This is a genomic window from Sphingobacterium sp. (genome assembly GCF_039596235.1).
In the GTDB taxonomy this organism is placed as follows: domain Bacteria; phylum Bacteroidota; class Bacteroidia; order Sphingobacteriales; family Sphingobacteriaceae; genus Sphingobacterium.
The window spans coordinates 234264-259772 of sequence record NZ_JBCNKE010000007.1 but is presented as its reverse complement, the minus strand read 5'-3'; the positions used below and the strand labels follow the sequence as shown (position 1 = coordinate 259772).

Sequence of the window (25509 nt, the reverse complement as noted above, 5' to 3'; positions counted from 1 at the left end):
TCTCCTTAAGAATGAAAACCATGAAACATAGGATAATGATATATGTAGGTAGCCTTTTGATGCTATCAGGAATACTGAGTTCTTGCCTGAAAGATCTCGATACCATGCCACTCAACGACCGGCAGTTGATCAATGAAGATGTTTATAAAACGGCCGCTGGCTATAAAGGCGTACTGGCCAAATGTTATGGTTCGCTCATCCTGAATGGACAGGAGGGGCCGGATGCCAATGGGGATCTTGGTGGCCTGGACGTGGGCTACAGTGGCTATACACGGGCATTATTTTATCTGCAGGAATGTACAACAGACGAAGTGGCCTTGCATTCAGGTAGTTCACAGGGATCGCGGGATCTGCTCTTTGTCAATTGGAATCCTTCGACAATGATCAGCAAGTATGCTTATTATAGACTGTATATGACCATTGGCTATTGCAATGAGTTCCTCCGCGAAGCAACAGAAAGCAAATTGAAAGAGCGTGCAGTATACGATGCAGTCAAGGATGATATCGATGCATACCGAGCCGAAATCCGTTTTCTGCGTGCCTACTGCTATAGCATGCTTTGTGACCTGTATGGCTCGGGGCCCTTTATCGATGAAACCATGGCTGTGGGAACGATTCCACAGCAGAAAACACGCAAGGAAATCTACGACTATGTGGTAGCCGAACTTGAAGATGTACAGGCCAAATTGAAATCTCCCGGTACGAATGAATATGGACGGGTCGATCAGGTGGCATCTTGGTTTCTATTGTCCCGGGTATATCTGAATGCCGAAGTATGGTCTGGAAATAAGGAATATGGCAAAGCGTATACCTACGCCAAGAAAATCATTAATGATGGTACTTACCCCTTAGCTGCCGATTACCGACATATCTTTTTGGCCGACAATGATAAATGTAAGGAGATCATTTGGCCATTGGTACAGGATCAGGATAATACAATCAATAGCGCGGGCACTAATTTTCTGATCAAGGCATTGATCAATGGTACAATGAGCAATTATTACCTGACCGGTATCGGGGCGCGTGGTTGGGGTAATGCGCGTGCTAAAACGCAGCTGCTGGACAAATTTGCAGCGGCTGACCAGACCTTTAATATGACCGATACTTGGGGAGATAGCAAAAACGATAAGCGTGCACAGTTCTTTTCGCCCGGTCATACCAAAGAAACCTGGGTAGCGGGTAAAGCGTTCCAAAATGATTTCAATAATGGCTACGCTATCATCAAATGGCGCAATGTAACCAAGGATCGCAAAGATCTTGCAGAAGGTGGGACGACGTATAGCAGCGTAGACTATCCCATGTTCCGGACGGCGGATGCCTACCTGATGGCTGCTGAGGCTATTTTGCGCGGAGCCGCGGGTACCAGAACTGAAGCCTTGGGCTATGTAAATCTACTGCGGGACCGAGCTTACCTGGCTGGAAACTATGGTTCTTCAGCCAGTGGGAGAATCAGTGATGCAGAACTTAATCTGGATTTTATCCTGGATGAACGCGCGCGTGAACTATACACCGAATCTGTGCGACGGACCGACCTGATCCGCTTTGGCAAATTTACAAAAGGCTACAATTGGGACTGGAAGGGAAGTAACGGTGCCGCAGGAAATTATGTGGGCAAGGATGTGGATGATAAATTTAAGTTGTTTCCCATCCCTCAGGATGAGTTTACCGTAAATCCTAACCTCAAGCAGAATCCGGATTTTAATTAGGTTGCCCAATGCATATTTATACGGTAGTTGATACGACAGATACAATTTTATAGCATGATCAGATATTTTTATTTCCTTGTACTCTTTATTTTAGTAAAGCAGACGACAGCACAGACAAGTAAGGCCGAACTGTTCAGCCAAATTGAAAAGGCTGGAGGTGTCCATTTTGCCTATCCCGAACATGAAATAGGCCCGCAGAGCCCAGTTCCGGATGGTTATAGCGCTTTTTATGTGAGCCATTTGGGCCGCCACGGCTCGCGTTATCTCATCAGTGATGAAGATTATAAAAGCATCATCGATATTTTTGAAACGGCGGCGCGGAAAAATGAGCTGACCCCCTTGGGAAGGAAAGTCCTAGAACGGCTCAATATCCTTTGGAAGGAAGTGCAATGGCGTGGCGGCGACCTGTCGCCACGCGGTGTACGGGAGCAGCGGGGCATTGCTTCACGTCTCTATGGCAGCTACCCCCAACTATTTGGTAAAGCCAGCAAAGTAACAGCCTGTGCCACCACCGTTGTCCGTTGTGTACTGAGTATGGATGCATTTTGCGAACGCATCAAAGAGTTTAGCCCGGAAACACATATTGACCGAAATTCGGGTGAGAAATGGCAGCGTTTTCTCAATCACCATACCAAGGAGGCTGTTGCCTACCGGTCGGCAGCGGACACTTGGAAACCGGGATATAATAAGTTTGAGAAAGCCCATGTCAAGCCACAACGCATGATGGTGGGTCTCTTTACCAGTAGCAAGTCTGTTGAAAAGCTAATGTCGGCTGAAAAGATTATGTGGGGATTGTTTGCCATTGCTGAAGGTATACAGAATGTAGAGACCAAGTTGAGCTTCTTTGATGTCTTTACCAAAGATGAACTCGTTGACCTCTGGAAGTGCAAAAACCTGAAAACTTACCTCAATGATGGCAATTCGGCATTGAGCAAGGGCATGATGATGGAGAATGCAAAACCTTTGCTGCGCAGCATCCTGGATAGTGCCGAGCAGATCATTTCGCGTGGAGGGAGAGGTGCTGATTTTCGATTTGCCCACGATGGGAATATCATTCCATTGGCGATGTTGCTGCACCTTAAAGGCTGTTATAGCAGTGTTGGGAACCCTGACAAGGTGTATGAGGCCTGGAGTGATTTTAAAGTTGCCCCGATGGCCGGAAATATACAGTTCGTCTTTTTTAGAAAGAAGGAAGGGCACCCAGACGATATCCTAGTGAAAATTTTACTCCATGAAAATGAAATTACTGTTCCGCCCGTCAAAACTGTGGATGGGGTATATTATCGATGGAAAGATCTTAGACAATTCTATGAGTCATTGTTTTAATCCCCAAAACATTCGTCATAAGGACTGTTTATGTTTATTTAGTTTAGGCCATGTCGTGAGATATGGCTTTTTTGTATCTGATTCAGGATTACTTGAGAACTTTTATTTGATCAGCGCCAATTTCTCCTTCGGTTTTCCTTTACGCGTTCAAGGATGTAGGTATAGGCAAAAGGCAGCGAAATAACAATGCCTATGGTAAGTCCAACTTTTAGAATAATGACGATGAGCTGTAGATAAAAGGAACCCCAAAAGGTAACATAATCCAAAGGAATAAATAGTTTGGAATCTGCCTGTTCATTGACCAGTATCTTAAAGTTTTTGTTGCTCATATAAGCTTCTACTTGCTGCTTTAACGCTAAATTGTGGCCTGCGATATCGGCATCCGTATTCCATACATTGCCCGAATATCGGGTAATGGCTTCCGGTGCAACAACACGCTGCTCTTTACCTCCAACCTGGTACGTGTAGGTAATGGATGCATAGGATGAAGCTGCACTTTGCTTTGTTGCTGGCGTCCAGCTGATTTTATAGTCAACAATTTTGCCAGCTACCTCGGTCCATCCGGGATGAAAAAGACGGAAGCTCTGATATTGGTACCTCGGTAGACAGGAGTAGACAAAAGACATTGTCAGGTAGACTGCAAAGGAAAAATTGAGGAATTTTCTGCTAAAGATCTTACGGTCATAAATGAGGATGAACAACAGCGGGGATAAGACCAGGGTAAGAATAATGGTGACCAACGGACTTGTCATAAAGAAGATGAGGAATAAAAGGGGCATCAGAAATTTAGTCGCGATTTTGTCGCTAAATTTCCTGGCTTCATTTAAGTAACGCTCGTTGTGCTTATTCATCTATATAAATTGTATGACAATGACGGCAGTCTGGCTTTTGAGCGGACTGCCTAAATATATCGTTGACAGATCTTATGAATTTTAATCGTTCATCCCGTCGTAATACACATCTGTATTGGTCAGGAGATCCTGAATCTGTTGGTATTGCTTTTTTGTAAACCCTGTATTGTACAAAAAGAATAGCCCTTGCCATTTGATTTTTTTGATGGATGCCAGAAATGGCTCCCATTGTAATGGATTATTGTCAAAAGGGACATAGTTTAGGTTGGGGTTTGATGCCAATACATAGGGAAAGGACGTAAATTGATTGTGGGAAAAATTGGCGTGTTCAAGTTTTCGGAGTGTTGCCATAGATTTGGGCAGCGAAGACAGTGCGCCATTTTGTACACTGAGTTCGACCAGTTCGGGCAATTGCTGAAATAAATCGGGCAGTTCTTTCAGTCCGGGCTGATTATCGATTTTGCCCGATAGATATAGCATAGATAGTCTATTTAGACTGAAGATTTCCTTTGGAAAGGCCGTAAACATATGTTTGTCCAGCGCGAGCTGCTTTAGATTTTTGAGCTGTGCAAAGGATTGGGGCAGTTCCGTCAAAGGGTTACTGCAGTTAAAATTTTCCAGTGCGGTAAGCTTGAAAATACTTTCTGGCAGTGATTGCAGCCTGTTGCCCTCTAAGGACAGTGTTTTTAAGTGATGATTGGGTGTTTTGATATCAGGAAAGGCATCTAACTCGAAATCCTCAATTCCCAGGATTTCCAGCTGAGTTGCGGTGTCAATAATTTTTTTCAGCATACTGCTTTCGATACGCATAGCTGGAACTATTGATTTGAATGACAGTTCTTTCAGTTTTGAAAGGTCGGTATCTGTCAATTCTTCAATGTTCTTAAATCGCATTTCCTTGCCATCGATGGTCGTAGCAAGAATCGGAACAGGACTGGTTGTGGGCATGGGTGCCGCAAAGACGGCAGGGGATTCGGCACCTTCATTAACTGGCTTTGCTTCGACCACTGGGACAAACTCCACGTGCTTAGGCTCTGGAAATTTTTCTTTCTTTTTCCTCTGGGCGGCAGCCGTAAGAGTGAGCAGGATGAAGCTGAAAATGATACTATATGTTTTCACGTTGAACTTTTTGTGTATTGTATGGATGCAAATATGTGCATTCAAAATGAGTGTTTTTTTGTCTATTTATATCCGTGAGATTTTGTTTACGATTCGTATTGGTTGATGTGATATCTGTACTCAATAATTCCGCAGTCAGTTTTATTTAATTTCCACAGAAAATGGCCGCTGGTTTATGCCTGTTTATGGAGACATTTTTTTGGATATGCAGTTTTGCGGATGAGTTGTAGTTGATTGATTACAATTCTATTTTTTTTGTTGTAAAAACCTAGCTAAGAACAGTCTATATTTTTTTTAAGAGGAAAAAAGCCGCTACTTTTGTGCCATCTATCTATTTTAATATTAAAAACATTTTTTATGGTTACGGGTATTTTACTTATTCTGTTGATTTTTATTGGAGCTTTTATTGGGAGAAAAAAACAATTGGCACGACGTTTTAACGATAATGTCAGGATTGCGTTGGATTATATGGTTCAGGAACATCCCGGACAATATAGTGGTGACCGGAATGCCAAAAGTGGTGTCTTTATATTCAATACTGAACGTGCAAACGATACATTGAGAAGTGTCGTCATAAAAAAGGTGAATCCTTTACATTCGGCACTGAATGTCAATCTCGATCATATGCTACTGATCTCATTGGAGGGGGCTGCTGCAGCAAAAAATGTATCTGTTCGTTTTAAGGTCGCAAAGAAAGCTGCAAAGATTGATGATCTAAAAGATGTGCTGATCAAGGTAACCGGCGTACTCAACTTTAAACAAGGGGACACAAAAGATTTTACGGTTGTTTTACCTATCGCTGGCCTACATCAGCTGTCGCGTAGGGCAAAAAATGCTGATCTAAATGATGCTCAGGTGTTGGAGGACATCGCCGACCTCAATCTTTCGATGTAAAGCTAAGTTAGGCTAATCCTCAAAAATCATGGGGAGAGACACCTTAAAAATTCTTCCAGATCAACATCCCTATCCAGCCCGAATTTTTGCTTTAGCCGGTATTTAAACATACGCACGCTATGGGGCGCTACGTGAAGGGCCTGCGCAATCTGTGTGGTATTCATTTGTAGATGTAGATAGGCACAGTATTTTAAGTCCAGCGGGGTCAGTTTTTTGATGGCTTTGGCTGAAAGCTGCTTGAAAAAGTCGGGATGCAGCTGCTGGATCTGTTTGGTGGTATCTTCAAAATCGGCACTCAGGAGCATTTCCTCTTTCAGCAGTTTTTTTATTGGGATGGCATCCTCGGTATGCAGTTGATTTTTGATCTGTTGCAGCATCTCGTTTTTATGCTCGATAATGAGCGAGTTGGCAAGGGCTTCTTTTTCCAGCTGTTTGCGTTTGAGCTCCAGCAGTTCCTGTTCGGCCCGGAGCCGCGCTTGCTCCTCCTGCTCCAACTGCAGTTGCATGGCTGTCCTTTTTTCGGTTTCTTCTTTCTCCTGTTGCAGTTTTCGTTCACGCTCGATGGATAAGCGCAGTTTGAAGTGATAGGAGCGGAACATAAAACATAGTCCGCCAAGCAAAGCTAATGCAATGCCGCCGTACAGGTAATTTTGTTTTTTACGAAATGCAGCCTGTTGGCTGAGCAATTTCAACTGTTGGTTTTTCTTTTCGCTTTCATACTGTACTTCGAGTTTTTGGGCATTGAAAATCTGTTGTTGGTCAAAGGTTTTCTTTAACAGTTGTTCGGCGGTGTTCTGATAGCGGAGTGCCGCCGGCAGATCGCCCTTCTTGTCGGCAATAGCTGCAAGCTGCTTGAATACCGTATATTCTGACTTATAAAAAGTGTTTCCATCCTGCTTGATCTGGCTGATGCACTGCAGCAGGTATTGTTCGGCGAGGGAAAGGTTATTTTCCTGTAATGCAAATCCACTTTTGATCCCAAATACATTGACCCAATAATCGGCGGCGGCATGTTTTGTTTGAAGGGCCTCTTCGGCGAACTTGAGGTAATGGAATGCTTGCTTCTTGCGCTCAGCTAACGGAGCTTCCGAGAACTCAACGAAGAAGTTGGCCAGATTGATGCAGGTAATCACAAAGCTGTTTGCGCTGATCTGTTTGGGATGTTGTTGACGGAGGTCAAATGATTTTTGCAGATATCGGAAGCTGCTGTCAAGTAGGGCACGTTCTTGCTGTTTTTCGTACCTGGCCTGATACATACTCGAAATACCGTTGTTGACATTGACCAGCGCGTTGTAATTTTTGTCTTTCAGTGCATAATATGCGCAGTTGCGGATATATCGGTTCATTTTTTCATCATCTCCCCAGCGGCTGTATACGCCATAGAGCAGATAGTTGAGCGCATATTGATTGGAGAGGTCTTTCTCGCTTTTTTTCAATAGCTGCAATCCTTTCAGCGCACTTTTGGTGACTTCATCGGGCAGACCGAGCTGACGGTTCAACGCGGCCTCAGCACGACAGGCGATGGCTTTGGCTTCGTTGCTGCTGGCTTGTTGGGCGCATCGTTGACTGTTGTCCAGGCTTCTTTTACTTAAGAGCAGACTGTCTATGCTGCCATAGATCAGGCTCTGATGAGCATATAGATAGGTAAGCTCATCGGCTGTATTTTCTTTGCTTTCCAGGTTTTTATTGATCAGGTGAAGCGCTTCCGTTGGTCGATTGCTGATCCGTAGATTTTCCAGCGATGCCAGCATCTCCTGCATTGCCGGCCGCAATTGGGCCCTGGCGATACCGCCAAGTGACAGGATCAAAATCACTGTAAGGAAGTTTTTTAAATACATCGCTGATATACAATTAACTGGTCCAAAGTTCAAATTTAAGATTTAAATCCGTAACCATTTTATCCGGTGCTGAAATATGTAGTTTTTAAAACGTGTTGATTTTCAGTGGTATGTCGGATTTGTATATATATTGTATATACCGATTTTTAGGCTTGTAGATGTTTTGTTATGGTTGTGGTAGCGATTTTCGAAACGGATTACGGCATATTTGCAGGAACAAAAATATAACGCTATGAACCCAAAAGTACAGTCCATTCTTAGCTATATCGGTATCTTATGGCTAATCGCTTATTTCGGTGGAAAATCGCAACGAAATGATTTCAGTACCTATCACCTCAAGCAGGGCTTGGGGCTATTGCTTTTTTCTTTTCTTTTTGGTGTGATCATGAATCTTGTCGCTATCCTGTCCGCGTCTATTGCAGGAATATTGGCTTATGTAGGCGTAGTGTTTTTTATCGTGATGGTCATAGGTATCATTAATGCTGCCAATGATGTCAAAAAGCCCTTGCCCTTGGTAGGCGAACTATTTGATAAACAATTTCCTTTTTTGGATAAGGAACAGCGCTCGAACTAAAACGAACTGATCATGGCCAAGAAGAATCTGGGGAATGGTTTTGTGGTAATCGACCACCAATTGCTCTTGCATTTTGATAAGGTAGTCTATGGAAAGTTATATCCTTACATTGATTTCCCAAGCTTTGAGATCATCCAGAGTAACGGTTCTACTTATCATTACTTTAAGGATAAAAAGCATGTTTACCTGGAGAGCTACATGAATAGGTTCGCTATACTTCCTGATGCCGATCCTGCGGATTTCCGGATCCTTGATTTTGAAAAAGGCATGGCAACATCAAGGGGCAATGATTATGTTTTTGATCAAAAGCTCGTCTATCGCCTGGCAGATGTAAAGGAACTTGGGGGAGTATACCAGCAGGTGGGCGATGCCATTTACTGCGCATATTTCCAACAGGTGGAAGCTGCCGATGCCGCAACATTCGAGGTGCTCCATGCTGAACGTATCGGCAATCTGTCAAGGGATAAAAATCATGTTTATTTTCGACAGCAAGTTGTGAAGGAAGCCGATGCAAAGAGTTTTAGGGTTTTAGCGGAATGTGTTGCCGGAACCTATTACCGGGAGGCTGACCATACTTTTTACGCAGTGGATAAACAGCAGGCATTTTATATCGATACGATCGCGAGAGCTGTCAAGCCCCTCAGAACAAAAAGTCTGGAAAAATTTCGTTTTGAAGTGCATGATGGACTGGGCTATGCGCTGGATGCTGATTATTGCTATCGTTTTGGTAAAAGACACCGTCTGGAAGGAGGGGAACTATTGAATATCTCTGGAAAGCAATAGGAGTTCCGGCAGGTTGAAAAGGCATTAATAAGAATTATATAACGTGTATGTCCGTGAAAAAAACAATGGGAATAATCGTATTAGTCGGCATAGCAGGCATGCTGATCTTTGGCTTTTTTCTGTATTTCAGCATCAAAACAAAATCTACCGATATCAGCCGGCTTAGTCCCTTTAGCGAATGGACGGGCAAAACGCTGACACTGGAGCTGGAGACGGTTTTGCTGAAGGAAAAATTGAGTCTCCATGCTGATAAAAGCTATCCCTACCTGCTGCTGGATAGCCTGCATCCGGAATGGCCTTATATCGAAGAACGTATACAGCTGGGCGATTATAGCCTGGAAAAAAAGTTCCCGGCGGGGACAAAATTTCATATGGGGAAGGCTGTGCAGTTTACCGGGGGGGTATCGGGTTATTCTACCCCCTTTGTTTTCGGTACGATCAGTTATAAGGGCGAAAATTACAATGTCGCTTATAAATGGGGAACAATGGATATCGCGAAGTATTTGGACAAAGTAAAAGCCTGCTGGCAGTTTCCCCAGGCTCCTTGGCAGTCGGCAAGAGACACCGCATTTTATGCGCTGCCCGAAGCGAAATGGTGGTAATACCGGACAATCACAATTTAATCAACATGATATGAACTTAAAAAAAATTACGTATTTCATGATGGCCATTACAGCTTTGCTGCTTAGTGCCTCGTGCAGTAAAAAGGAAGAGGATATCGCTGTTCCAGAGAAAGAACTGCTGGTGGGCAGCTGGAAATTTTCGCAATCCTTGATATTCCATCAAGGGGGGGATACTATTGAATCGGCCAATCCGCCGGTAGAAGGATGCGCTGCCATGCAGACCTGGACCTTTGCTGCGGACGTTAAGCACAGCTTTGTTTCCTACCGGAAATCGGGCTCGGATTGTGTGGTCAGAACAACCCGAACAGGGACGTATACCTTTGATGCGGACACAAAAGAGCTGGCCATTACCTATCCCAATGAGACCGAAATCTTTCAGGTATTCAAGGTTAACGAAGCGGAAATGTGGTGGAATGTCGGGCCTATTAAACTCGACGAGGATACGAAGGACTACCTGCATATGCTGGTCTTTAAAAAATAAAGGCGGGCTAGTTCGCTGTAGAAAAGTTAATAATCTGCGCGCAACAATCTGCCTGTGAAAAGGCGCAGCCGATTTTTTAAACTTCAACCCCAAAACATGAAAATGGCAACAACAATACATATGATCTTACTCCTTATCGGGCTGGCACTCCTCATACTTGGTGTTGTGTCTTTTAGCCAGGCACGAAGACTGATGACCAATGGTTTGCCCGTTCAGGCTACAGTCGTCGAGAATATTCCTTCTCGGGACAGAGAAGGTGGCACCATGTATACACCGTTGATGGAGTATACGATTGATGGCAGCGTCAGAAGCTTTTCGCCTACAGCAAAGTCCAATCCGCCGGCCTATGCCATCGGCGAAAAAGTAAGCCTGATCTATGATCCGGATAATGGCAATGATATACGCATCCGCTCCTATTGGGGCATGTATTTGGCCAGCAATATTTTATTGGCCATGGCCCTGCCGATGTTGTTGATCGGTGGTGGTTACTTTTTGTTTAAAGCGGGAATTATTTAAAAGAACAACGGATGGAACTAAATACACTCTACATTAACATTCAGATCGAAAAGGGGAGATTGAATGAGTTTTTTGTCGCAAAGCCGATGACGACTGGAATTGATGACAACTGGAAACAATGGTGGGACAGCTGCGAGATGTACAATAAAACAGAACTGAAACATATTCCTACTTATACAAAAGAAAACAACCGCAATGTAGTAGATGATTTGCTGCGTGATAGTTTTTTCTGCTCGACAGAGCAATATGATGAAAAAAAACAACAGTGGGGCTTTACTTCGCTCAACTTCAGTGAAAACTATTACGAAATATTACCAATGCTAGCTTTTTTAAAACAGCTGGGCATGTATACCGAAAGCGGTTATGCCCTGATCTATGACTGGATGTGGGGGGATGAAGCGGTTATGGCTTTTGTCGAATTCCGCGCGGGACAGGCATGGCTTGAGCCTATTACAACACATGCACAGATAGCGCCGAAGATTCTCGAAGAAGCAAATCGTTATTTGCGGGAGGTATCTGAAAACTTTTATAAAAAAGGACAAGATTGAAGCGTTTCTCCGAAAATGTTTCGATAGTTAATCGTATGAAGGAATAAAAAATCTTGACAATATGTTTTTCTTAATTCAACAATACCAGGCGGCTCGCTTTTCAGCGTCTGAACTGCAAAATCCGCAAACACCCGGGCAAGGCATGGACCTTGTTTTTCTGCGTACTGAGATGCGCATGGCTGTGTGCACTGTAAATTCCAGGAAAGCGGCTGGGGAATTTAGGGATGTCAGCTCTGGAAAAACCATTAGGCGTAGCCTATGGACAGCTGAAATGAGGACTTTTTATAATAAAAAGAAGGCCGAAGTACCTAGGCCACCATTTGTGTTTAAAATGACGATCTTGGGTTGGATCGTCGCAGCACTGGTAATTGCTGTTTTCGGTATGATTGGCTATGATGCGGTAAAGCCCCCGCTTCCAAAATCGGCTGTAACTGTCGCTATGGAGCAAAAGCCGATCGTCGGAGATACTTATTTCGGACATTTTGAGCTTGGTCAAGGAATGGGCGACCGCTTGGGGTTTGGCTGGTTTCGTGTAGTCAAAGTGGAAGGCGATACGTACTTTATCGCTAAATCAATCAGCATGAGCAAAACCAGTAAACCCAAAGAGCAAATGGATAGCAACAGTTTTGAAACCGAAGGTATTCCGTTGAAAATTACGGAACAGGCGGGTTATCTGATTAATCTAAAATCCGAAGATGGCAGAATGGAAGTATACTTTGTTGACAAAAAGTAAGAACAACAGCGGGTGACATTTGGATACTGATCCACTGGAGTCGAATAGGTACGCCCCCTGCTTTCTGCATTGGTTTTGTCGCTGTGCCAGGTAGGGCAATAGATTGACTTTCAAATAAAGCCCTGAGGCCTACTTTTGGCCTCAGGGCTTTATCTGGCAGGTCCTAAGAATTGTTGGTTATTAATCATCAAGACCGATGAAGCTGCCATCAGCATTAAATTTTAGATCCAGATCATTAGACAGATCTATCTGGTAACCGTAAGGTTCTTTGTCAATACCTTCGATAAATAAAGGCGCTGGATATTGTTTAACGACATAACTCAATATAGGTGACGGAATTAAGGTGTCGGGTAGTTTTTGACGATTCCCTTCAATGTCGGTCCAATTGCCATCTTTGTCTAAATCGATCTCTATACCATTGTTCAATCTGACTTCATAGAGGCCGCCGTCTGTATCTGAATTGTTTTTTCGTGTAACACTGACTACCGTGTTTGCTTCAAAATGAGTTTCAATCATCGTTTTGCCCAACTGGGGGAGTTCAGCATAAGTGATGTCGCTTTCGATCGGATCATCTTTGTCACAAGCCATAAATGTCAATGCACTGCCTGTTATCAATGCAGCTGCAAACCAAGTTAATTTCTTCATACGCGCTATTTTTTTAATTCTATTACTCATCTTATCGGGGGCTGTTTTTAAAGCCACCTTTAGCTGGGAAATAGAAAATACCATAAGATAAAATTCTATATAGATTCTGGAAACATTTGGGAAAGAAACAAATTATTTATACCCGAAGTGGTATAAATAATTTGTTTTTACTGTTTTTATACCCTATCGGGATTATTTATCAGATCTTATCTGTCCTCAGTAAACTATTTTCGCTGTATACTGTCTTCTATTAAAAAATAGTATGGAAAAATCTAGCCTTCAAAAGATTGCACGCTATAGCTTAGGTGCTTTTTTAACGGTAGCGGGAATCGGACATCTGACCTTTGCCCGAAAGGAATTTCAGGCACAGGTACCTGATTGGGTACCGATCCCTAAAGATGATACGGTCCTGTATTCGGGATTTGCTGAAATTGCACTGGGCACTGCGCTCTTATTGGTCAGGGGCAAACAGCGTGCTACTGTCGGAAAAATTGCAGCGCTGTTTTTCATTGCGGTGTTCCCGGGCAATATCGCCCAATATAAAGAACATCGGGATGGTTTCGGACTGGACAGCGATGGGAAAAGGCTTGCTCGTTTATTTTTTCAACCGATACTGGTGCTATGGGCATTAAAGAGTACGAGTAAACGAATATAGCTTATTAAATCAGGTATGGACAATTTAGAAGTATGGATGCGGGGACCAATCAAGGGGATTCCAGCTCTTTTGCAGCCGGTAGCACATGCGCTGCTGCAAGTGGTAGAGGATAGCACAAAATATACAGCCCAGCTGTCGCCGGAGCAGCTCTGGGCACGCCCCTGTGGCAACGCTAGCATTGGATTTCATCTGCTGCATATCCGAGGAGTGATTGATCGCATGTTTACCTATGCAGCAGGTAAATCCTTGTCTGCCGAGCAGTTTAATTATCTCCAGAAAGAAGGTATCGTGGATTTGAACCACAGCGTCGCTACACTAATCGGAAACCTACAGCTGCAGATCCGACAGGCTTTAGAAGTCTTGTCGATGACTGATCCCGCAACCTTGACTGATGAACGTTTCCTGGGGAGAAAGCGGATTCCAACGACCCTGATCGGTCTCTTATTTCATGCGGCTGAGCATGCACAGCGTCATGTCGGCCAGCTGCTGGTCACCGCCCGTTGTCTGAAATAAAGGTTTGGCTACGACCTGATCCACTTTGGATTTCTATTCCTGTTAAGATCTCAGCTAGAAATTGATCCCAGATCAGTGCTGCCCGAGTATCTCTTCCCTGACGCTTGCTTTTGCATTTATCGGTGGGTTTGTATCCCTGTGTTTTATTATCCGCTTTGCTGTCGCCACAATCGACGGAATTGTTTTTTACTATGCTTACAAAAAGGAAAATAGCGATTAAGCAGCCATTTTTTATTCATTATACACTTAACAGAGGTCGCCTGTCCGATCGGACAGGCGACCTCTGTTATTTTTTCTTAGAGCAGGATCCTAGCATGGTTGGCTTATGCATGTTATGCAATCAGTCGGATCCCGCGGCGCTATTTAACTCCGTATCTCCCGCCGCATAAAGATATAGTAGGACCAGGCAAAACAGATCATCATGGCGGCGGTGAGCCCACTGATCTGTGGCCAGACCATCAGAAAACTTTCACGAAAGGAGAGGGGCGAAGGAATAGCGCCCACCATCTGTTCCATGGTGATCGGGCCGAGGCTGCGTACCGAAGGCATCAGCAGTGTGGTGGTGGCGTCGGTGTAGAGCTGGCTCGGTGACAAGCGGAGCAGGTTTAGGATCAGCTCATTGTAGCCTATGTACTCTTGCTCCGAGATGTAATTGGGATTGGGCAGAAAGGGGCGGATGGCCAGGTTTACCAAAATCGGGAAGAACACGGTAAAAAATAACCAGATACCGATCGCGGTAAGTGCTGAGGTCGCCGGCTGACGAAAGCGGATTGACAATAGGATAGCGAGGCTCAGCCAAAAAGCCACATACAGCACACTGATCAAGGTGAATCCGAGAATGCGTAGCAATTCCTGCGGTTCTATCCGTACTCCCGTGCCCATCAGTCCGCCACCGATCATCAGCATGACCAATGCAACAAACAATGTTCCCACAACGATCAATGGTGCCAGAAATTTGGCAAACAGTAGATTGTCGCGGTAAATTGGCTGCGCCAGCAACCGCGTAAGTGTACCATTGTTGTACTCTGCATTGACCGCGTCAAAGCCCAGCGCAATGCCCAATAATGGGGCCAGAAAGTTTAAAAAAACATGAAACGGCGGAATGGAATTATCCGTCGTAGTCAACAGCTTGAGGTACAAAAATGACTGGTCGGGATCACGCATATTGCTGACAGCATCTTTCAGCCCCATGGATGAAACATAAAGTGCGGCACCGAATGTCAGCACGATAAGCAGGATCAGTATAATAAACCGCCAGCTGCGGATATGTGCGGCGATTTCTTTGCGGACCAGCACCTGCATGGGCGTGGAGAGCTTGCTATTGAAATCTTTTGAAGAAACCCCTGGATTTTTCATAGACAGTATCTGTTGTTATGCTATTCTCAAAATATGTATTGTAAATATCGTCGAGCTGGTAGTCATTACGGCTTACGGCGACAATGTCTGCCCCATTGTTGACCAAAATACGGACAGCTGCAGCGGTAACATCGCTGTCGGTTTTCAACTCGACCGAAAGTCCATTTATGCTTACCTTGCGAAGTCCCGGCAGAGCTTTTAAGGCCTCTTCAAACTGCTGGGTTTCCGCTGGCCGTTCAAGCGTAATGACGGTGCTGACACCTTCCTGTTGTTGCAGGTTCTGAGCCAGGCTTTCGATTGAGCCTTGGGTCAGCAGCTTACCGCCGACAAAAATGCCGACGCGGTCACAGACGCGCTGGACCTGATGGAGATGGTGCGAAGAAAGCAGTACGGTGAGGTTATGCTCCCTGCTGAGCTGCTTGATTAGCTCCAGAAATTCGTCAACACCTTTGGGATCTATGCCCAGTGTCGGCTCATCAAGGATAGCAACTTCAGGTGCTTTGATCAGCACTTCGGCCAGCCCCAGGCGCTGTTTCATCCCGCGGGAAAAAGAGCCGGTTTTTTTATGCATTTCCTGCTCCAGGCCCACGACATGCAACATATCTCTGGCGGAAGTCTGTGCCAGGGATTTGCTCAGTCCATTGAGTTCGGCTATGAAACATAGATTTTCCAGTGCCGTCATATCCGGATAGAAGCCTACATTGTCGGGCAGGTAACCGACTTTGCGTTTCACGGCTATGGGGTTACGGGTGGCATTATGGCCACAAACATAGGCTGTGCCGGCACTTGGTTCGGTCAGGCCGAGCATCATCAGGATGCTGGTTGTCTTTCCGGCACCATTGGGGCCCAGCAGGCCAAAGATTTCGCCGGGATAAATATGCAGGTCCAACTTGTCTACGGCGGTAAATTTGCCATAGGTTTTGGTCAGACCCGTCAATTGAATGATAGGATCCTTCATCGTAATTATCTTTTTTTTGTCCTACTTTTATCTGCGTCCGTATTTGCGGATGAGATAATACACTAGTCCAATAGCCAGTACGATGACCAATAGGCCGACCCAGCCTGAAAGCAAAGAGGTTTTGACAATCATACGGAATGAAATATCGGCATTGCTGTTGGCGGATTTGATCTCAAATTTGCTCGCATAGTCTCCGGCGATGGTCTTGTCGGGAACTTTTAGATTAACCTTGACATCGAGGGATTTTCCTGCTTCAAGCTGTTTAATATTCGCAGGATCAAAGGTGGCCTCCCATCGGCTGGGCAACTGGGAACTAAGTTCCAATGCATTGAGTGGGAGTGTACCGGTATTTTTGACTTTGAGCAGGATTTCTTTGCTGCTTCCCGAGACGACTTCGTCGCTAAGCCTGCCGCTTGGTGTAGTCAGTTCGAGTGCATAGGAGCCTTTGACCACGGCTTCCAGATCCAGTGTCAGCGTGTCCTGCGCAGATATGGCCTTCACAGGGATTTTATATTTATTGGGTTTGGCGGAAATCGGGCAGCTGATTTCAATGCTGATTTCCTGTGATTTATTTGCTTGCATCATCAGCGAGGTCACCTGTGAACCTTCTACGCGGTAGCTGATCTGCCAGCCGTCTGGCAGCTGTGCGTTAAAGTTGTAATTGACCGGTTGTGCAGACCCATTACTGAGGGTAGCGGTATACCGAAAGGGTTCATTACTGGGCGATTCAATATTCATTAGCCGCGCTTCAAAATTGGATTTGAGCGGTTTCACGGTCTGTGCCGGAAGTGAGAGCGAGGTTGCCAGCACGAGAAGTGCAGTGAAAAATGGCCGGAAAGAAAAACGTCGGTTTGTGTTTGTAATTAGTAATTCTGTTAACATGATCCAATAACTAAAATTTATATTTAAATAGAATATTAGCTTTTAAAAAATGTCGGTTTTGGTATCGGTTACCTTTTCGAAAACCGCGTCCAAATTAAAAATCAATTTGATAAATGTCAAGGGTAAAAATAAAAAACGATCAGCCCCTAAGGCATCATTCGAAGTTCACCGCCCTGAACGTCTTCTTGATGATGATCTTGGTGTTTTCTGCCAATTCATCCAATGTACAGTGGATTGACCGCAGCTGTGTTTTTGAATTTTCGGTATCATTTAAGAGAAGATTGATACGCAGCCTTCGGAGGTCAGAGGCCTGTTGATCCCCGCGCAGTTCATCAAATAGTTCATGAACAATCTTCTCGCAGCTGTTCCGGTCAAAACTGGCGATGGTCATATAGCGTCCACGGCAGTACATCTGTAATTCGATATAATAATTTGAGCGTTCCATATCCTGCTTAAATAAAAATAGGTTAGCCTCCCCGGGGAGACTAACCAGGTTAAAGTTGCTATTTGGATCTTTAGGATATTTCGATAAGCCGCGGTTCTTTTTGTTTGGCTTCCTCTTTTTTTGGTATCGTCAATCGCAGCATACCGTTTTCGTAGCGCGCCTGGATATTGTCCTGATCGACCACATCTTTTTGAAGTTCAAAGCTACGCTGGAAGGACTGGTAGCTGAACTCGCGACGGGTATAGTTATCTGTTTGTTCTTCGTTTTTTTCCTCTTTGGCAGAGGATATGGTCAATAGGTTGCCGTCGAGCGAAACCTTGAAGTCCTCTTTGGCCATGCCCGGTGCTGCAACTTCAACTTCAAAAGTATCACCGTTTTCCTTGATATTGACCGCAGGCACCGTGGTGCTTGTGGATGAATAATTTCTGTTGTCCCAGTTTAAAAGTTCACGGTTAAAATTATCAAACATGGGCGAAAAAAGTGAAAAATTGTTCCAATTTCTTTTTGCAAGTTTCATAGTAACCTCCTTTTAATGAAGTATAACAATAAATTCAATCTATCAGTCGGCCGACTGTATAAAATATCCCGCAAAAAAAATACCGAGCTTAAAAAACTGAATTTTTTGCACATAGACTGTCAATTTTTACTGATAAATTGACAGTATTGCCAGATTACATTCAGGTGGTTCTTGACATTGATCATTAGGTCCCCTGGTTTGCTCGCGGCCCTTTTGCGAGTTTAAATCTACCGTTGACAATATTTTGTGGGGGATAGCGAATTGTAAGCGATCCTGTACGGATATTAAAGCCGTCTTACCGATATACTAACTATTCCTACCTTTATGCTCAAATAGATCATAAAAGAAAATGAACAGAAAAATAGTTACGTTGCTGTGCCTCCTGGTATTTATATCTTGTATGGGCAATCGTTTATTTGCACAAAAATTCTACCCGATGAATTTCGTCCATCTCTATACCGACGAGGGTATATCAAAAAATGAGGTTGCCATATTAAATCCGATCTATCTACCCGCTGCTGGATTTGAGCGGATAAATGATACGCTTTATATAAATAAGCAGAATAAAGAACAGGTTATGTTGTCCACCCGAAAGGATGACGACAAGAATGAAGTGTTATTAACCTATCGTACGGTTGCTGACCTAAAAATTTTTAAGGAGCGATTGCAGGAGTATCAGCCTAAGCTAGAACAGACCGACGCTCATACTTACCAAGCCACGTTTAAAAATCCATTGATCCAGTTTATAATCATGGAGGATACGGTCATAAACAATAAGCGGTTTCGTGACATTAAATTCCTACTGCGCTATGATAAAGGGCAGAAATTTTCATTTTCTTCGGACAATTGCGCCTTTCCGATTACGGCTACCTATCCGTTCCAAAATACGACCTGGTATTTTTCGGCTAAATATGAGCGGTCATCATCAAGTTCGGAGTACAATGATATGCGACTGATACTTAGTAGGGAAAAGACCGCCTACAAGATTGAATTCGTGGATGACATACATTTTAAAGTGACCTATACTGATCCAAAGAAAAAGGCGCATATTTATCAGAGCAGGTACAATAATTATAAATCCGAAATCAACTTTTATGCGAATAGTTTTGAATGGGCGGACAAAGATAATATGGGCAGGGCACTCGAAACCATGCCAGAGAAATATGCGGGATCAGATTCTTTCTTCGGTGACCCCAAGAATTTTGCCCGAGCTGCGGGGTCGGCAAGGTACTTCCGATTTATTTTTTCAAAATCCTATCGCTGTCTTTACCACATTGATGGTGGGGTAATGGAATTGAAGACACAGGATTTTAAAGAACAGAAAGATGTGAAGATGATGCCTGAAAGTATGCCTAAGCGTGTAGATAATTAAAATAGAACGTTTATTTGGAAAACTTTCCTCCTTGTGCACTTGTTCAATTAGCACAGGGCAACGCTGCTATTGAATTTAAATCGAGTCGAGCCTGGAAAGCGTATAGATTTTTGAAGATTTTAAAAAAAGGTAATGCGATGAGAAGGGAACAAATAGAACAATGGATTGCAGAAGGATATAATGTCCTGGAACATAAGAGACCTAAAGTCGTTCCGGGCGATATCTGGGAATATTTGAATAACCACGATGGGCACGGAACAGACGTCTATGCTTTATCCGAACTGGCGAAATGTAGCGATCATGAATTGCAGCAGATCGAATTGCGCAAATATGCTCAGGAATACGGGCAATTGGGTGAGAAACAGTTTCTGCGCAATGAGGCCATCCGGTTGAAGTCATTTGATAAATACGAAGCCTTTTTACGCTTATTTTACCCGAATAGCGTCGAAAAAGAAGTGGAGGAAGCGAAATTTCTTGCCGGACGTGTACGGCAGGTAAACAAAGAGGAACTGGAGCAATGGGTAGTAGCTAACCATATTAATGTGCTGTTGTCCGATTTAAATTGTCTTGACGAGGATGCGATCCTGACCGGAATGGTGATTCCCTCCGAAGAAGTGGTTAGCTACACGGATGGAGGATTGCAGGATACCATGGATTGCCACCTGACACCCATGGAGTTTTTTAGCCATACAGAGGCTACGATGTTCTGGATCGATCCCAAAATAAAAACCTAGATCGTTGCATGGCTCCGCCCGTCAGGGCTGCCATTTACAATACGTCAGGTAAAAAACGAATTGTAAATGCTGTATTCTTTGGGGCATTGTTCGAGTGCCTGCTGCAGCCGCGATATGGGTTCGATGAACTAATAACCAGGGTTTTGAGCCAACATCGAGTTTTGAGCCAATTGTCTTTCCGGAATCGGTAGTAATAATCTATTTTTATCGATAGAAAGCTCAAGTTCCGCTCGCTGTACGCGTTTGAGTGCAGCAAAATACTGGCCTTCATTTTTCATGTCCTGGCCGTAAACATCCGCGATAGCAAGCCATACCGAAAAACCAGATGTCATCAGTTCCGTAGAACCATTTCTTTTGCGGATTTGATTAAACTGCTGCAGCGAGTTCAACGTATTTCCGAGATGGTAATCTACTTCACTGCTTATTAATATCACCTCCGAATAACGAACGATATGATGAATGCGACCTTTGGAATACCAGGCCGCGTTCTCATTCCGGGGAATGCTGCCCACAGCCTCAAAATCCCAGCTCAATATCCCCTCGGGAATCAGCGAACTATGAACTTTAAAGGGAGCAGCCAAGCTGTATAAGCCGGATTGTATAAGATGGTCCAACTGGACTCTTGCCTCAGCATATAGGCCCTGATCACGGAGAAGCCGGGCTAGCACAGTAGCTCCAAGCCCGTAGTCTGCTTGTGTCAATTTGGGGACTGCTGTTTTTAGTACATTGATCAGCTCAGTCCTGACATCTTCAGTTTTGCTCCGTGCTATCGCCGGATTTTTCTCTACTTCTTTATAGTTGTCAGGATGTACAAAAATCGGGTCTCCCCATAGGTTGATCATCTGATCGTAAAGTAGGGCAAGATAGGTATAACCGGTATACTGAAACTGTTGTGCCTCCATTACCTTGGTTTTGCGGGATTCATCAATAAGGAGGTTTATCTTGCGGATCAGTCTGTAGTAACTGTCATAAAGATCCGAATTGAGCGGATTGGAAGTTGATACCCGATGACGATAAAATTGCATGTAGTTCTCCGAAGTCGTGTTGGAAAGTGTTCCTGCATAGAGGCCCTCGAGTATAAAATATTGTTCAGAAAGCCTGACCATATCCAAACGGATAGTATTGTTGAAAGCCTGAAAATCTTCAAGTGTTTTGAAATAGCTATTTTCGATAATTTCACCCACTATTCTTACAGCGAATTGCTCCTGAATCTTAAAATCTTTTAGCTCGAGACCGTTATCCATATAATGTTTTCTGATGTTAAAAATAAGGAGATCGGTATTTAAGCGACTGAGGTTATTTTTGAAAATATTGCTTAACGGTTCGGATAGTTTACCGTCCACTTTCAGATCATCAGCAATTGTTTGGATCAGTGCGGCCAGCTTGACATGATCTGATTCACTGGCTTTTAAAAGTGCTGCTGATACACCTAGCAGTACAGCGGCATGATCGCTACCGTCACTCAGGCTGATACTTTCAGCAACTTGCTGTGGCGCAGTCCCGACAAAAAGGGCTTTGTATACTTCGGCAATGGCCTGCTTTTTAGCGGTATTGAAATCGAGTTTTTGGGCTTGAACCAGGTATTGTACGCGTTTCTGCTCCAACTGGCCTAATAGATTTAAATTGAACTGTTTTTTATCCCGGATATTGACAAAGGAACTTAGCTTTATCGGAGCGGTAGACTGACGCCCTGTGATTTCGTCAAAATAACTTCCGTCTATAATGACCTGAATAAAGTCACTTTTCAACGGGATATTCTGAAGCTCAAAACTGCCTTTATCATCGATTATTTCTGTTGTAAAGGTAGCTCCAGTAGGCTTTAACTGATTGTCTAATTCCAGTATGGTTAAACTTCCTCCTTTACCAAATGGACCTTTCTCAGCAGTTCCGGAAAGAGAAATGCTTTTTTCTATCGGGGGAGGATCTACAGATTTCGAACAGGAACTGATCCCGACAAGACTGATCAATAATAGGAATATAGGTTCTAACCGAATAAAGCGCAATGTCATAAGATTAATTTAATATGGGAAATCGAAAAGGTGGAAAATTGTCCCAACCTCATCAACCCATAAGATACGAAAAATGTATCATGTATTTTGTTTTGAGAAGAATCTTACACAAAAGTGTATAAGATTAGCTTGGCTGATCGCTATTTTTTATAAAATAATGGATTAATATGTTAATTATAACTGTAATATGAATATTTGGCATAATATCTGTTACAATAGCGAAGTGTATCGACTTAACGGTAACAAGGAAGCGATATCCCATGATGACCGTTAGAAAAACCACCAAATAATATATAAGAGAGCCTCCCGATGGAGGCTTTTTTTGTCGCAATACATTTTTATTGCGACAAAAATTAGTGGTAAATGTCATTATTGTTCCGAATTGCGACATTTTTTAAATATTTTTGTCGTAATAACTGTCGCAAATAACGAAACTGTGTCATGGGAAAACAACGGGAAATCGAACAGCAGATCAATAGGATTTTACAAACTTTAGGCAAATTTAAGGATGGAGCTTCATTGAAGGAGATCAAGGAAGCATCCGGATTGCTTATTGAGACGAGATCATTGCAAAGGCGGCTGGAGAAATTGAAAGTGGAGGGCGCTGTATATCTTTCCGGCAACATGCGTTCCACGCTTTATCATCTTTCATCCCCAATGGAAGAAAATGCTGTTCTTGAAGAATCCGCATTTCCATTTGAAAAGTCAACGGAGATTTCACTGTCTTTTAAAGGAAAGGAAATTGAGAAATTTGTTGGTCGGCCGTTGGCCGAACGGATGCCGGTCGGCTATAAGGCTGATTTTCTGCTGAACTACCGGCCCAATATTGATAGTTATCTAACTGAGGACGAAAAACGGAAGCTTGCTGCGATCGGCCAGACAAATACCCCCAATCAACCAGCAGGAACATATGCGAGATCGGTACTTGAACGGCTGCTGATCGATCTTTCGTGGAATTCCAGCCGGCTAGAAGGAAATACCTATAGTCTATTGGATACCCAGTATCTGATTTCTTTAGGTAAAAAGGCTGAGCAGAAGAATGATGCGGATGCACAGATGATTCTAAATCACAAGGAGGCCATTGAATTTCTTGTACAGGGGGGGGAGGAGATCGATTTCAATATTTACACGATTACCAATCTACACGCGCTATTAGCCGATAATCTGCTGCCGGATCCCGCTGCTGCCGGTCGGCTGCGTACATTTGGAGTTGGTATCACAAGATCAGTTTTTACGCCATTGGCTATACCTCAGCTCCTTGATGATTTGTTCAGAACACTACTAAGTAAAGCCCTGGCCATTGATGATCCATTCGAGCAGGCCTTCTTTATCATGGTACATCTGCCGTATCTGCAGCCTTTTGATGACGTCAATAAACGCGTCTCCCGTCTGGCAGCAAACATCCCTTTCAACAAACATAATCTGTCGCCATTGGCCTTTGTGGATGTACCCGAAGAATTGTATGTTAAGGGATTGCTCGGAGTCTACGAACTCAATCGTATTGACCTGTTAAGAGATGTTTTTATTTGGTCCTATGAGCGTTCGGCTCTGCGTTATGCCGCCATCAAACAATCTCTTGGGGAGCCCGATTTATGGCGGATGCGTTATCGCGATGATATCCGGGAACTGATCAGAGAAGTCATTCTTGCTGCTATGGCACATCCACAGGCTGTTAGCGCTATTGCCCGGTATGCTGAGCGCATTGCCGAAAGCGACCGGGAGAAATTTGTAGCTGTAGTGGATATGGAATTGCTGTCGCTGCACGAAGGGAATTTTGCCCGTTTTCGTGTCAGACCATCCGAATTTGAAAAATGGCAGCAAGTGTGGAAGTGGGGATGATATTCCCTCACTTGGTTTGCTTTATAATTTTTACCTAACTTTAGTGTAACAGTTCTTGTTCTGTATAATATAAACACAAACGAGCTTGGTATTTATGAAAAAGATCGAACTTATTCCGCTCGTCGGAATACACATTGAAGATATAGGATCGGTGTCTTTGGGCATGGCACAGGCGGAGGTACAAACTATCCTCGGGCCACCTTCAGATGCGTTGGATGGCCAATATTATTACGATGAGCTTGAATTGCGGCTAGATTTCGATGATTTTGGGCAACTTGAATTTATCGAAAGCATCAATGGCCCCACACCAGAAAAAACCGAGATCAGTATCTATGGACTTAACCCATTTAAAGTAGAGGCTGAGGAACTGCTCAATATCCTAAGTGAAAAGAACAATGGCCCTGTAGACGATTCCGAAGCGGGGTACTGTTACGCTTTTCTGAATAGCTCAGTCGGGGTTTGGCGACAGATGACCGAAGAGGATATCCAGGAAGATATCGAAGCCATAAAGGCTGAGGGCGAGTACGAAGATAATGTGGATATGCTACTCGAAGATCTGGAAAAGTCCAAATTCTTCTGGACAATCGGTATCGGCGTGAAGGGGTATTACACAGCGGACTAATATTGTTGAGGGGCAAAATAATAAAATTCGTGCCTTTGAAAGCGGGAGTTTATTGAAATAGTTGCCTGAATTCAAGAGGACTCTGTTGGGTGGTTTTCTTAAATACCTTACTGAAAGATTGTGGATGTTCAAAACCAAGTTCATAAGCAATTTCGCTGATAGAAAGGGAGCTGGTGCTTAGGCGTACTTTGGCATATTCAATCATTTTATGCTGGATATGCTGCTGGGTATTTTGTTGCGTGTAAACGCGGAGAACGCTGCCCAGATAATTGGGGGATAGGTTGAGCTGTTGCGCTAGAAAACTGACCGTCGGGACGCCTTTATCCAGCAGTTTGTCCCGGTCAAACTGTGCTGAAAGGAGCTGTTCAAATCGGGTTACAAGTTCCTGAGTGGATTTTTTTCGCGTGATAAATTGACGCTCATAAAATCGCTCAGCATAGATAAGCAAACGTTCGATCTGCTTGAGGATCAGTTCGCGGCTGAATTTATCGATATTGGACTGATACTCTTTTTCGATGTTCTGAAGAATATCCACAATAATTGCTTCCTCTTTATCTGAAAGAAAAAGGGCTTCGTTGACTTCATATTGAAAGAAATCGTAGGTATGGATATGCTTTGCCAGTTCGCTGTTCCACAAAAAATCAGGATGTATCAGGAGGAGCCAGCCACTGGGTTCAGTTTGGACCTCCTGATTGATCTCCACTTTTAGAAACTGTAAGGGGGACACAAAGGTGAGCACCCCCGAATCAAAATCATATTGTTGCTGCCCATAATTAAATTTGGCGTTTACATTTCGCTTTAACCCGATGGAGTAAAAATGCTGGATCCAATTTAACTTGGTATCAATGACAGGGTAATGCACCTGACTATAGTCGACCAGACTAATCAATGGATGTTCTGGCTGGGGCAGTCCACAAAAGCGATGAAATTCCGAAAGGGAATGAAAGCGAAATGTATTCTCCATAGATGT

At 43.8% G+C, this 25509-nt stretch carries 28 protein-coding genes; 17 read left to right on the top strand and 11 right to left on the bottom strand.

Annotation, left to right across the window (positions count from 1 at the left end):
• Window positions 1-20: 20 nt before the first annotated feature.
• Both ABDW32_RS15810 and ABDW32_RS15805 read left to right on the top strand, forming a co-directional pair.
• Window positions 21-1706 carry a RagB/SusD family nutrient uptake outer membrane protein gene (locus tag ABDW32_RS15810; RefSeq protein WP_343564058.1) on the top strand — a complete coding sequence of 562 codons (1686 nt, stop codon included), beginning with the start codon at window positions 21-23 and terminating at the stop codon, window positions 1704-1706.
• A gap of 54 nt (window positions 1707-1760) precedes the next feature.
• A complete protein-coding gene (locus ABDW32_RS15805) occupies window positions 1761-3032 on the top strand; it encodes a histidine-type phosphatase (protein ID WP_343564056.1) in 1272 nt (423 codons plus the stop codon).
• Window positions 3033-3142: 110 nt separating this feature from the next.
• On the opposite strand, the gene ABDW32_RS15800 is transcribed toward ABDW32_RS15805, so the two are convergent.
• Window positions 3143-3883, bottom strand: a complete 741-nt coding sequence (locus ABDW32_RS15800; protein WP_343564054.1) for a hypothetical protein — start codon at window positions 3881-3883, stop codon at window positions 3143-3145.
• 81 nt (window positions 3884-3964) lie between these two features.
• Window positions 3965-5002, bottom strand: a complete 1038-nt coding sequence (locus ABDW32_RS15795) for a hypothetical protein (RefSeq protein WP_343564051.1) — start codon at window positions 5000-5002, stop codon at window positions 3965-3967.
• A 357-nt stretch (window positions 5003-5359) separates the two neighbouring features.
• Between ABDW32_RS15795 and ABDW32_RS15790 the strand changes: the two genes are divergently transcribed.
• Window positions 5360-5896 (top strand): hypothetical protein, encoded by a 537-nt coding sequence (locus tag ABDW32_RS15790; protein WP_343564049.1) that lies wholly within the window; start codon window positions 5360-5362, stop codon window positions 5894-5896.
• A 26-nt stretch (window positions 5897-5922) separates the two neighbouring features.
• Here the strand turns inward: ABDW32_RS15790 and ABDW32_RS15785 are convergent, their stop codons facing one another.
• On the bottom strand, window positions 5923-7734 hold the full coding sequence (locus ABDW32_RS15785) for a hypothetical protein (protein WP_343564047.1): 1812 nt from the start codon (window positions 7732-7734) through the stop codon (window positions 5923-5925).
• A 232-nt stretch (window positions 7735-7966) separates the two neighbouring features.
• Here ABDW32_RS15785 and ABDW32_RS15780 point away from each other — a divergent pair, with 232 nt between their 5' ends.
• From ABDW32_RS15780 to ABDW32_RS15750, 7 genes are all read left to right on the top strand, one after another.
• The gene (locus ABDW32_RS15780) at window positions 7967-8308 is read left to right on the top strand and encodes a DUF4870 domain-containing protein (protein WP_343564045.1); all 342 of its coding nucleotides are present in this window, start codon (window positions 7967-7969) and stop codon (window positions 8306-8308) included.
• Between the two features lie 12 nt (window positions 8309-8320).
• Window positions 8321-9091, top strand: a complete 771-nt coding sequence (locus tag ABDW32_RS15775) for a DKNYY domain-containing protein (RefSeq protein ID WP_343564043.1) — start codon at window positions 8321-8323, stop codon at window positions 9089-9091.
• 65 nt (window positions 9092-9156) lie between these two features.
• Window positions 9157-9693, top strand: coding sequence for a hypothetical protein (locus ABDW32_RS15770; protein WP_343564041.1), 537 nt, complete (start codon window positions 9157-9159; stop codon window positions 9691-9693).
• A 31-nt stretch (window positions 9694-9724) separates the two neighbouring features.
• Window positions 9725-10195 carry a lipocalin family protein gene (locus tag ABDW32_RS15765; protein WP_343564039.1) on the top strand — a complete coding sequence of 157 codons (471 nt, stop codon included), beginning with the start codon at window positions 9725-9727 and terminating at the stop codon, window positions 10193-10195.
• A 102-nt stretch (window positions 10196-10297) separates the two neighbouring features.
• Window positions 10298-10711: a DUF3592 domain-containing protein gene (locus ABDW32_RS15760; protein ID WP_343564038.1), complete on the top strand. Its 414-nt coding sequence runs from the start codon at window positions 10298-10300 to the stop codon at window positions 10709-10711.
• Window positions 10712-10722: 11 nt separating this feature from the next.
• Window positions 10723-11259 carry a hypothetical protein gene (locus ABDW32_RS15755; RefSeq protein ID WP_343564036.1) on the top strand — a complete coding sequence of 179 codons (537 nt, stop codon included), beginning with the start codon at window positions 10723-10725 and terminating at the stop codon, window positions 11257-11259.
• Between the two features lie 61 nt (window positions 11260-11320).
• Entirely contained in the window at window positions 11321-11992 is a 672-nt protein-coding gene (locus ABDW32_RS15750; RefSeq protein ID WP_343564034.1) for a hypothetical protein, read from the top strand.
• 180 nt (window positions 11993-12172) lie between these two features.
• On the opposite strand, the gene ABDW32_RS15745 is transcribed toward ABDW32_RS15750, so the two are convergent.
• Window positions 12173-12637: a PepSY-like domain-containing protein gene (locus ABDW32_RS15745; RefSeq protein WP_343564032.1), complete on the bottom strand. Its 465-nt coding sequence runs from the start codon at window positions 12635-12637 to the stop codon at window positions 12173-12175.
• A 262-nt stretch (window positions 12638-12899) separates the two neighbouring features.
• Between ABDW32_RS15745 and ABDW32_RS15740 the strand changes: the two genes are divergently transcribed.
• Together ABDW32_RS15740 and ABDW32_RS15735 are read left to right on the top strand one after the other, a co-directional pair.
• Window positions 12900-13292, top strand: coding sequence for a hypothetical protein (locus tag ABDW32_RS15740; RefSeq protein ID WP_343564030.1), 393 nt, complete (start codon window positions 12900-12902; stop codon window positions 13290-13292).
• A gap of 99 nt (window positions 13293-13391) precedes the next feature.
• Complete coding sequence (locus tag ABDW32_RS15735; protein ID WP_343564028.1) at window positions 13392-13805, top strand: DinB family protein; 414 nt, start codon at window positions 13392-13394, stop codon at window positions 13803-13805.
• A gap of 363 nt (window positions 13806-14168) precedes the next feature.
• Here the strand turns inward: ABDW32_RS15735 and ABDW32_RS15730 are convergent, their stop codons facing one another.
• On the bottom strand, window positions 14169-15161 hold the full coding sequence (locus tag ABDW32_RS15730; RefSeq protein WP_343564026.1) for an ABC transporter permease subunit: 993 nt from the start codon (window positions 15159-15161) through the stop codon (window positions 14169-14171).
• A complete protein-coding gene (locus tag ABDW32_RS15725; RefSeq protein ID WP_343564183.1) occupies window positions 15124-16011 on the bottom strand; it encodes an ABC transporter ATP-binding protein in 888 nt (295 codons plus the stop codon). Before ABDW32_RS15725 ends, ABDW32_RS15730 begins: the two co-directional genes overlap by 38 nt.
• On the opposite strand from ABDW32_RS15725, the gene ABDW32_RS15720 reads away from it, so the two are divergent.
• On the top strand, window positions 15919-16185 hold the full coding sequence (locus ABDW32_RS15720; RefSeq protein WP_343564185.1) for a hypothetical protein: 267 nt from the start codon (window positions 15919-15921) through the stop codon (window positions 16183-16185). The genes ABDW32_RS15725 and ABDW32_RS15720 overlap by 93 nt on opposite strands.
• Here ABDW32_RS15720 and ABDW32_RS15715 read toward each other — a convergent pair.
• From ABDW32_RS15715 to ABDW32_RS15705, 3 genes are all read right to left on the bottom strand, one after another.
• The gene (locus tag ABDW32_RS15715) at window positions 16147-17001 is read right to left on the bottom strand and encodes an NEW3 domain-containing protein (RefSeq protein ID WP_343564024.1); all 855 of its coding nucleotides are present in this window, start codon (window positions 16999-17001) and stop codon (window positions 16147-16149) included. The two genes, ABDW32_RS15720 and ABDW32_RS15715, sit on opposite strands and share 39 nt — an antisense overlap.
• A gap of 154 nt (window positions 17002-17155) precedes the next feature.
• A complete protein-coding gene (locus tag ABDW32_RS15710; protein ID WP_343564022.1) occupies window positions 17156-17446 on the bottom strand; it encodes a hypothetical protein in 291 nt (96 codons plus the stop codon).
• Between the two features lie 70 nt (window positions 17447-17516).
• The gene (locus ABDW32_RS15705; protein ID WP_343564020.1) at window positions 17517-17963 is read right to left on the bottom strand and encodes an Hsp20/alpha crystallin family protein; all 447 of its coding nucleotides are present in this window, start codon (window positions 17961-17963) and stop codon (window positions 17517-17519) included.
• 349 nt (window positions 17964-18312) lie between these two features.
• Here ABDW32_RS15705 and ABDW32_RS15700 point away from each other — a divergent pair, with 349 nt between their 5' ends.
• Together ABDW32_RS15700 and ABDW32_RS15695 are read left to right on the top strand one after the other, a co-directional pair.
• Window positions 18313-19335, top strand: coding sequence for a hypothetical protein (locus tag ABDW32_RS15700; protein WP_343564018.1), 1023 nt, complete (start codon window positions 18313-18315; stop codon window positions 19333-19335).
• A 137-nt stretch (window positions 19336-19472) separates the two neighbouring features.
• Entirely contained in the window at window positions 19473-20069 is a 597-nt protein-coding gene (locus tag ABDW32_RS15695) for a hypothetical protein (protein ID WP_343564016.1), read from the top strand.
• Between the two features lie 128 nt (window positions 20070-20197).
• On the opposite strand, the gene ABDW32_RS15690 is transcribed toward ABDW32_RS15695, so the two are convergent.
• Window positions 20198-22078: a RagB/SusD family nutrient uptake outer membrane protein gene (locus ABDW32_RS15690; RefSeq protein WP_343564014.1), complete on the bottom strand. Its 1881-nt coding sequence runs from the start codon at window positions 22076-22078 to the stop codon at window positions 20198-20200.
• A 441-nt stretch (window positions 22079-22519) separates the two neighbouring features.
• On the opposite strand from ABDW32_RS15690, the gene ABDW32_RS15685 reads away from it, so the two are divergent.
• A complete protein-coding gene (locus ABDW32_RS15685; protein ID WP_343564012.1) occupies window positions 22520-23917 on the top strand; it encodes a Fic family protein in 1398 nt (465 codons plus the stop codon).
• A gap of 94 nt (window positions 23918-24011) precedes the next feature.
• Window positions 24012-24539 (top strand): hypothetical protein, encoded by a 528-nt coding sequence (locus ABDW32_RS15680; RefSeq protein ID WP_343564010.1) that lies wholly within the window; start codon window positions 24012-24014, stop codon window positions 24537-24539.
• 49 nt (window positions 24540-24588) lie between these two features.
• Here ABDW32_RS15680 and ABDW32_RS15675 read toward each other — a convergent pair whose 3' ends face one another.
• Window positions 24589-25503: a helix-turn-helix transcriptional regulator gene (locus ABDW32_RS15675; protein ID WP_343564008.1), complete on the bottom strand. Its 915-nt coding sequence runs from the start codon at window positions 25501-25503 to the stop codon at window positions 24589-24591.
• Window positions 25504-25509 lie beyond the last annotated feature (6 nt).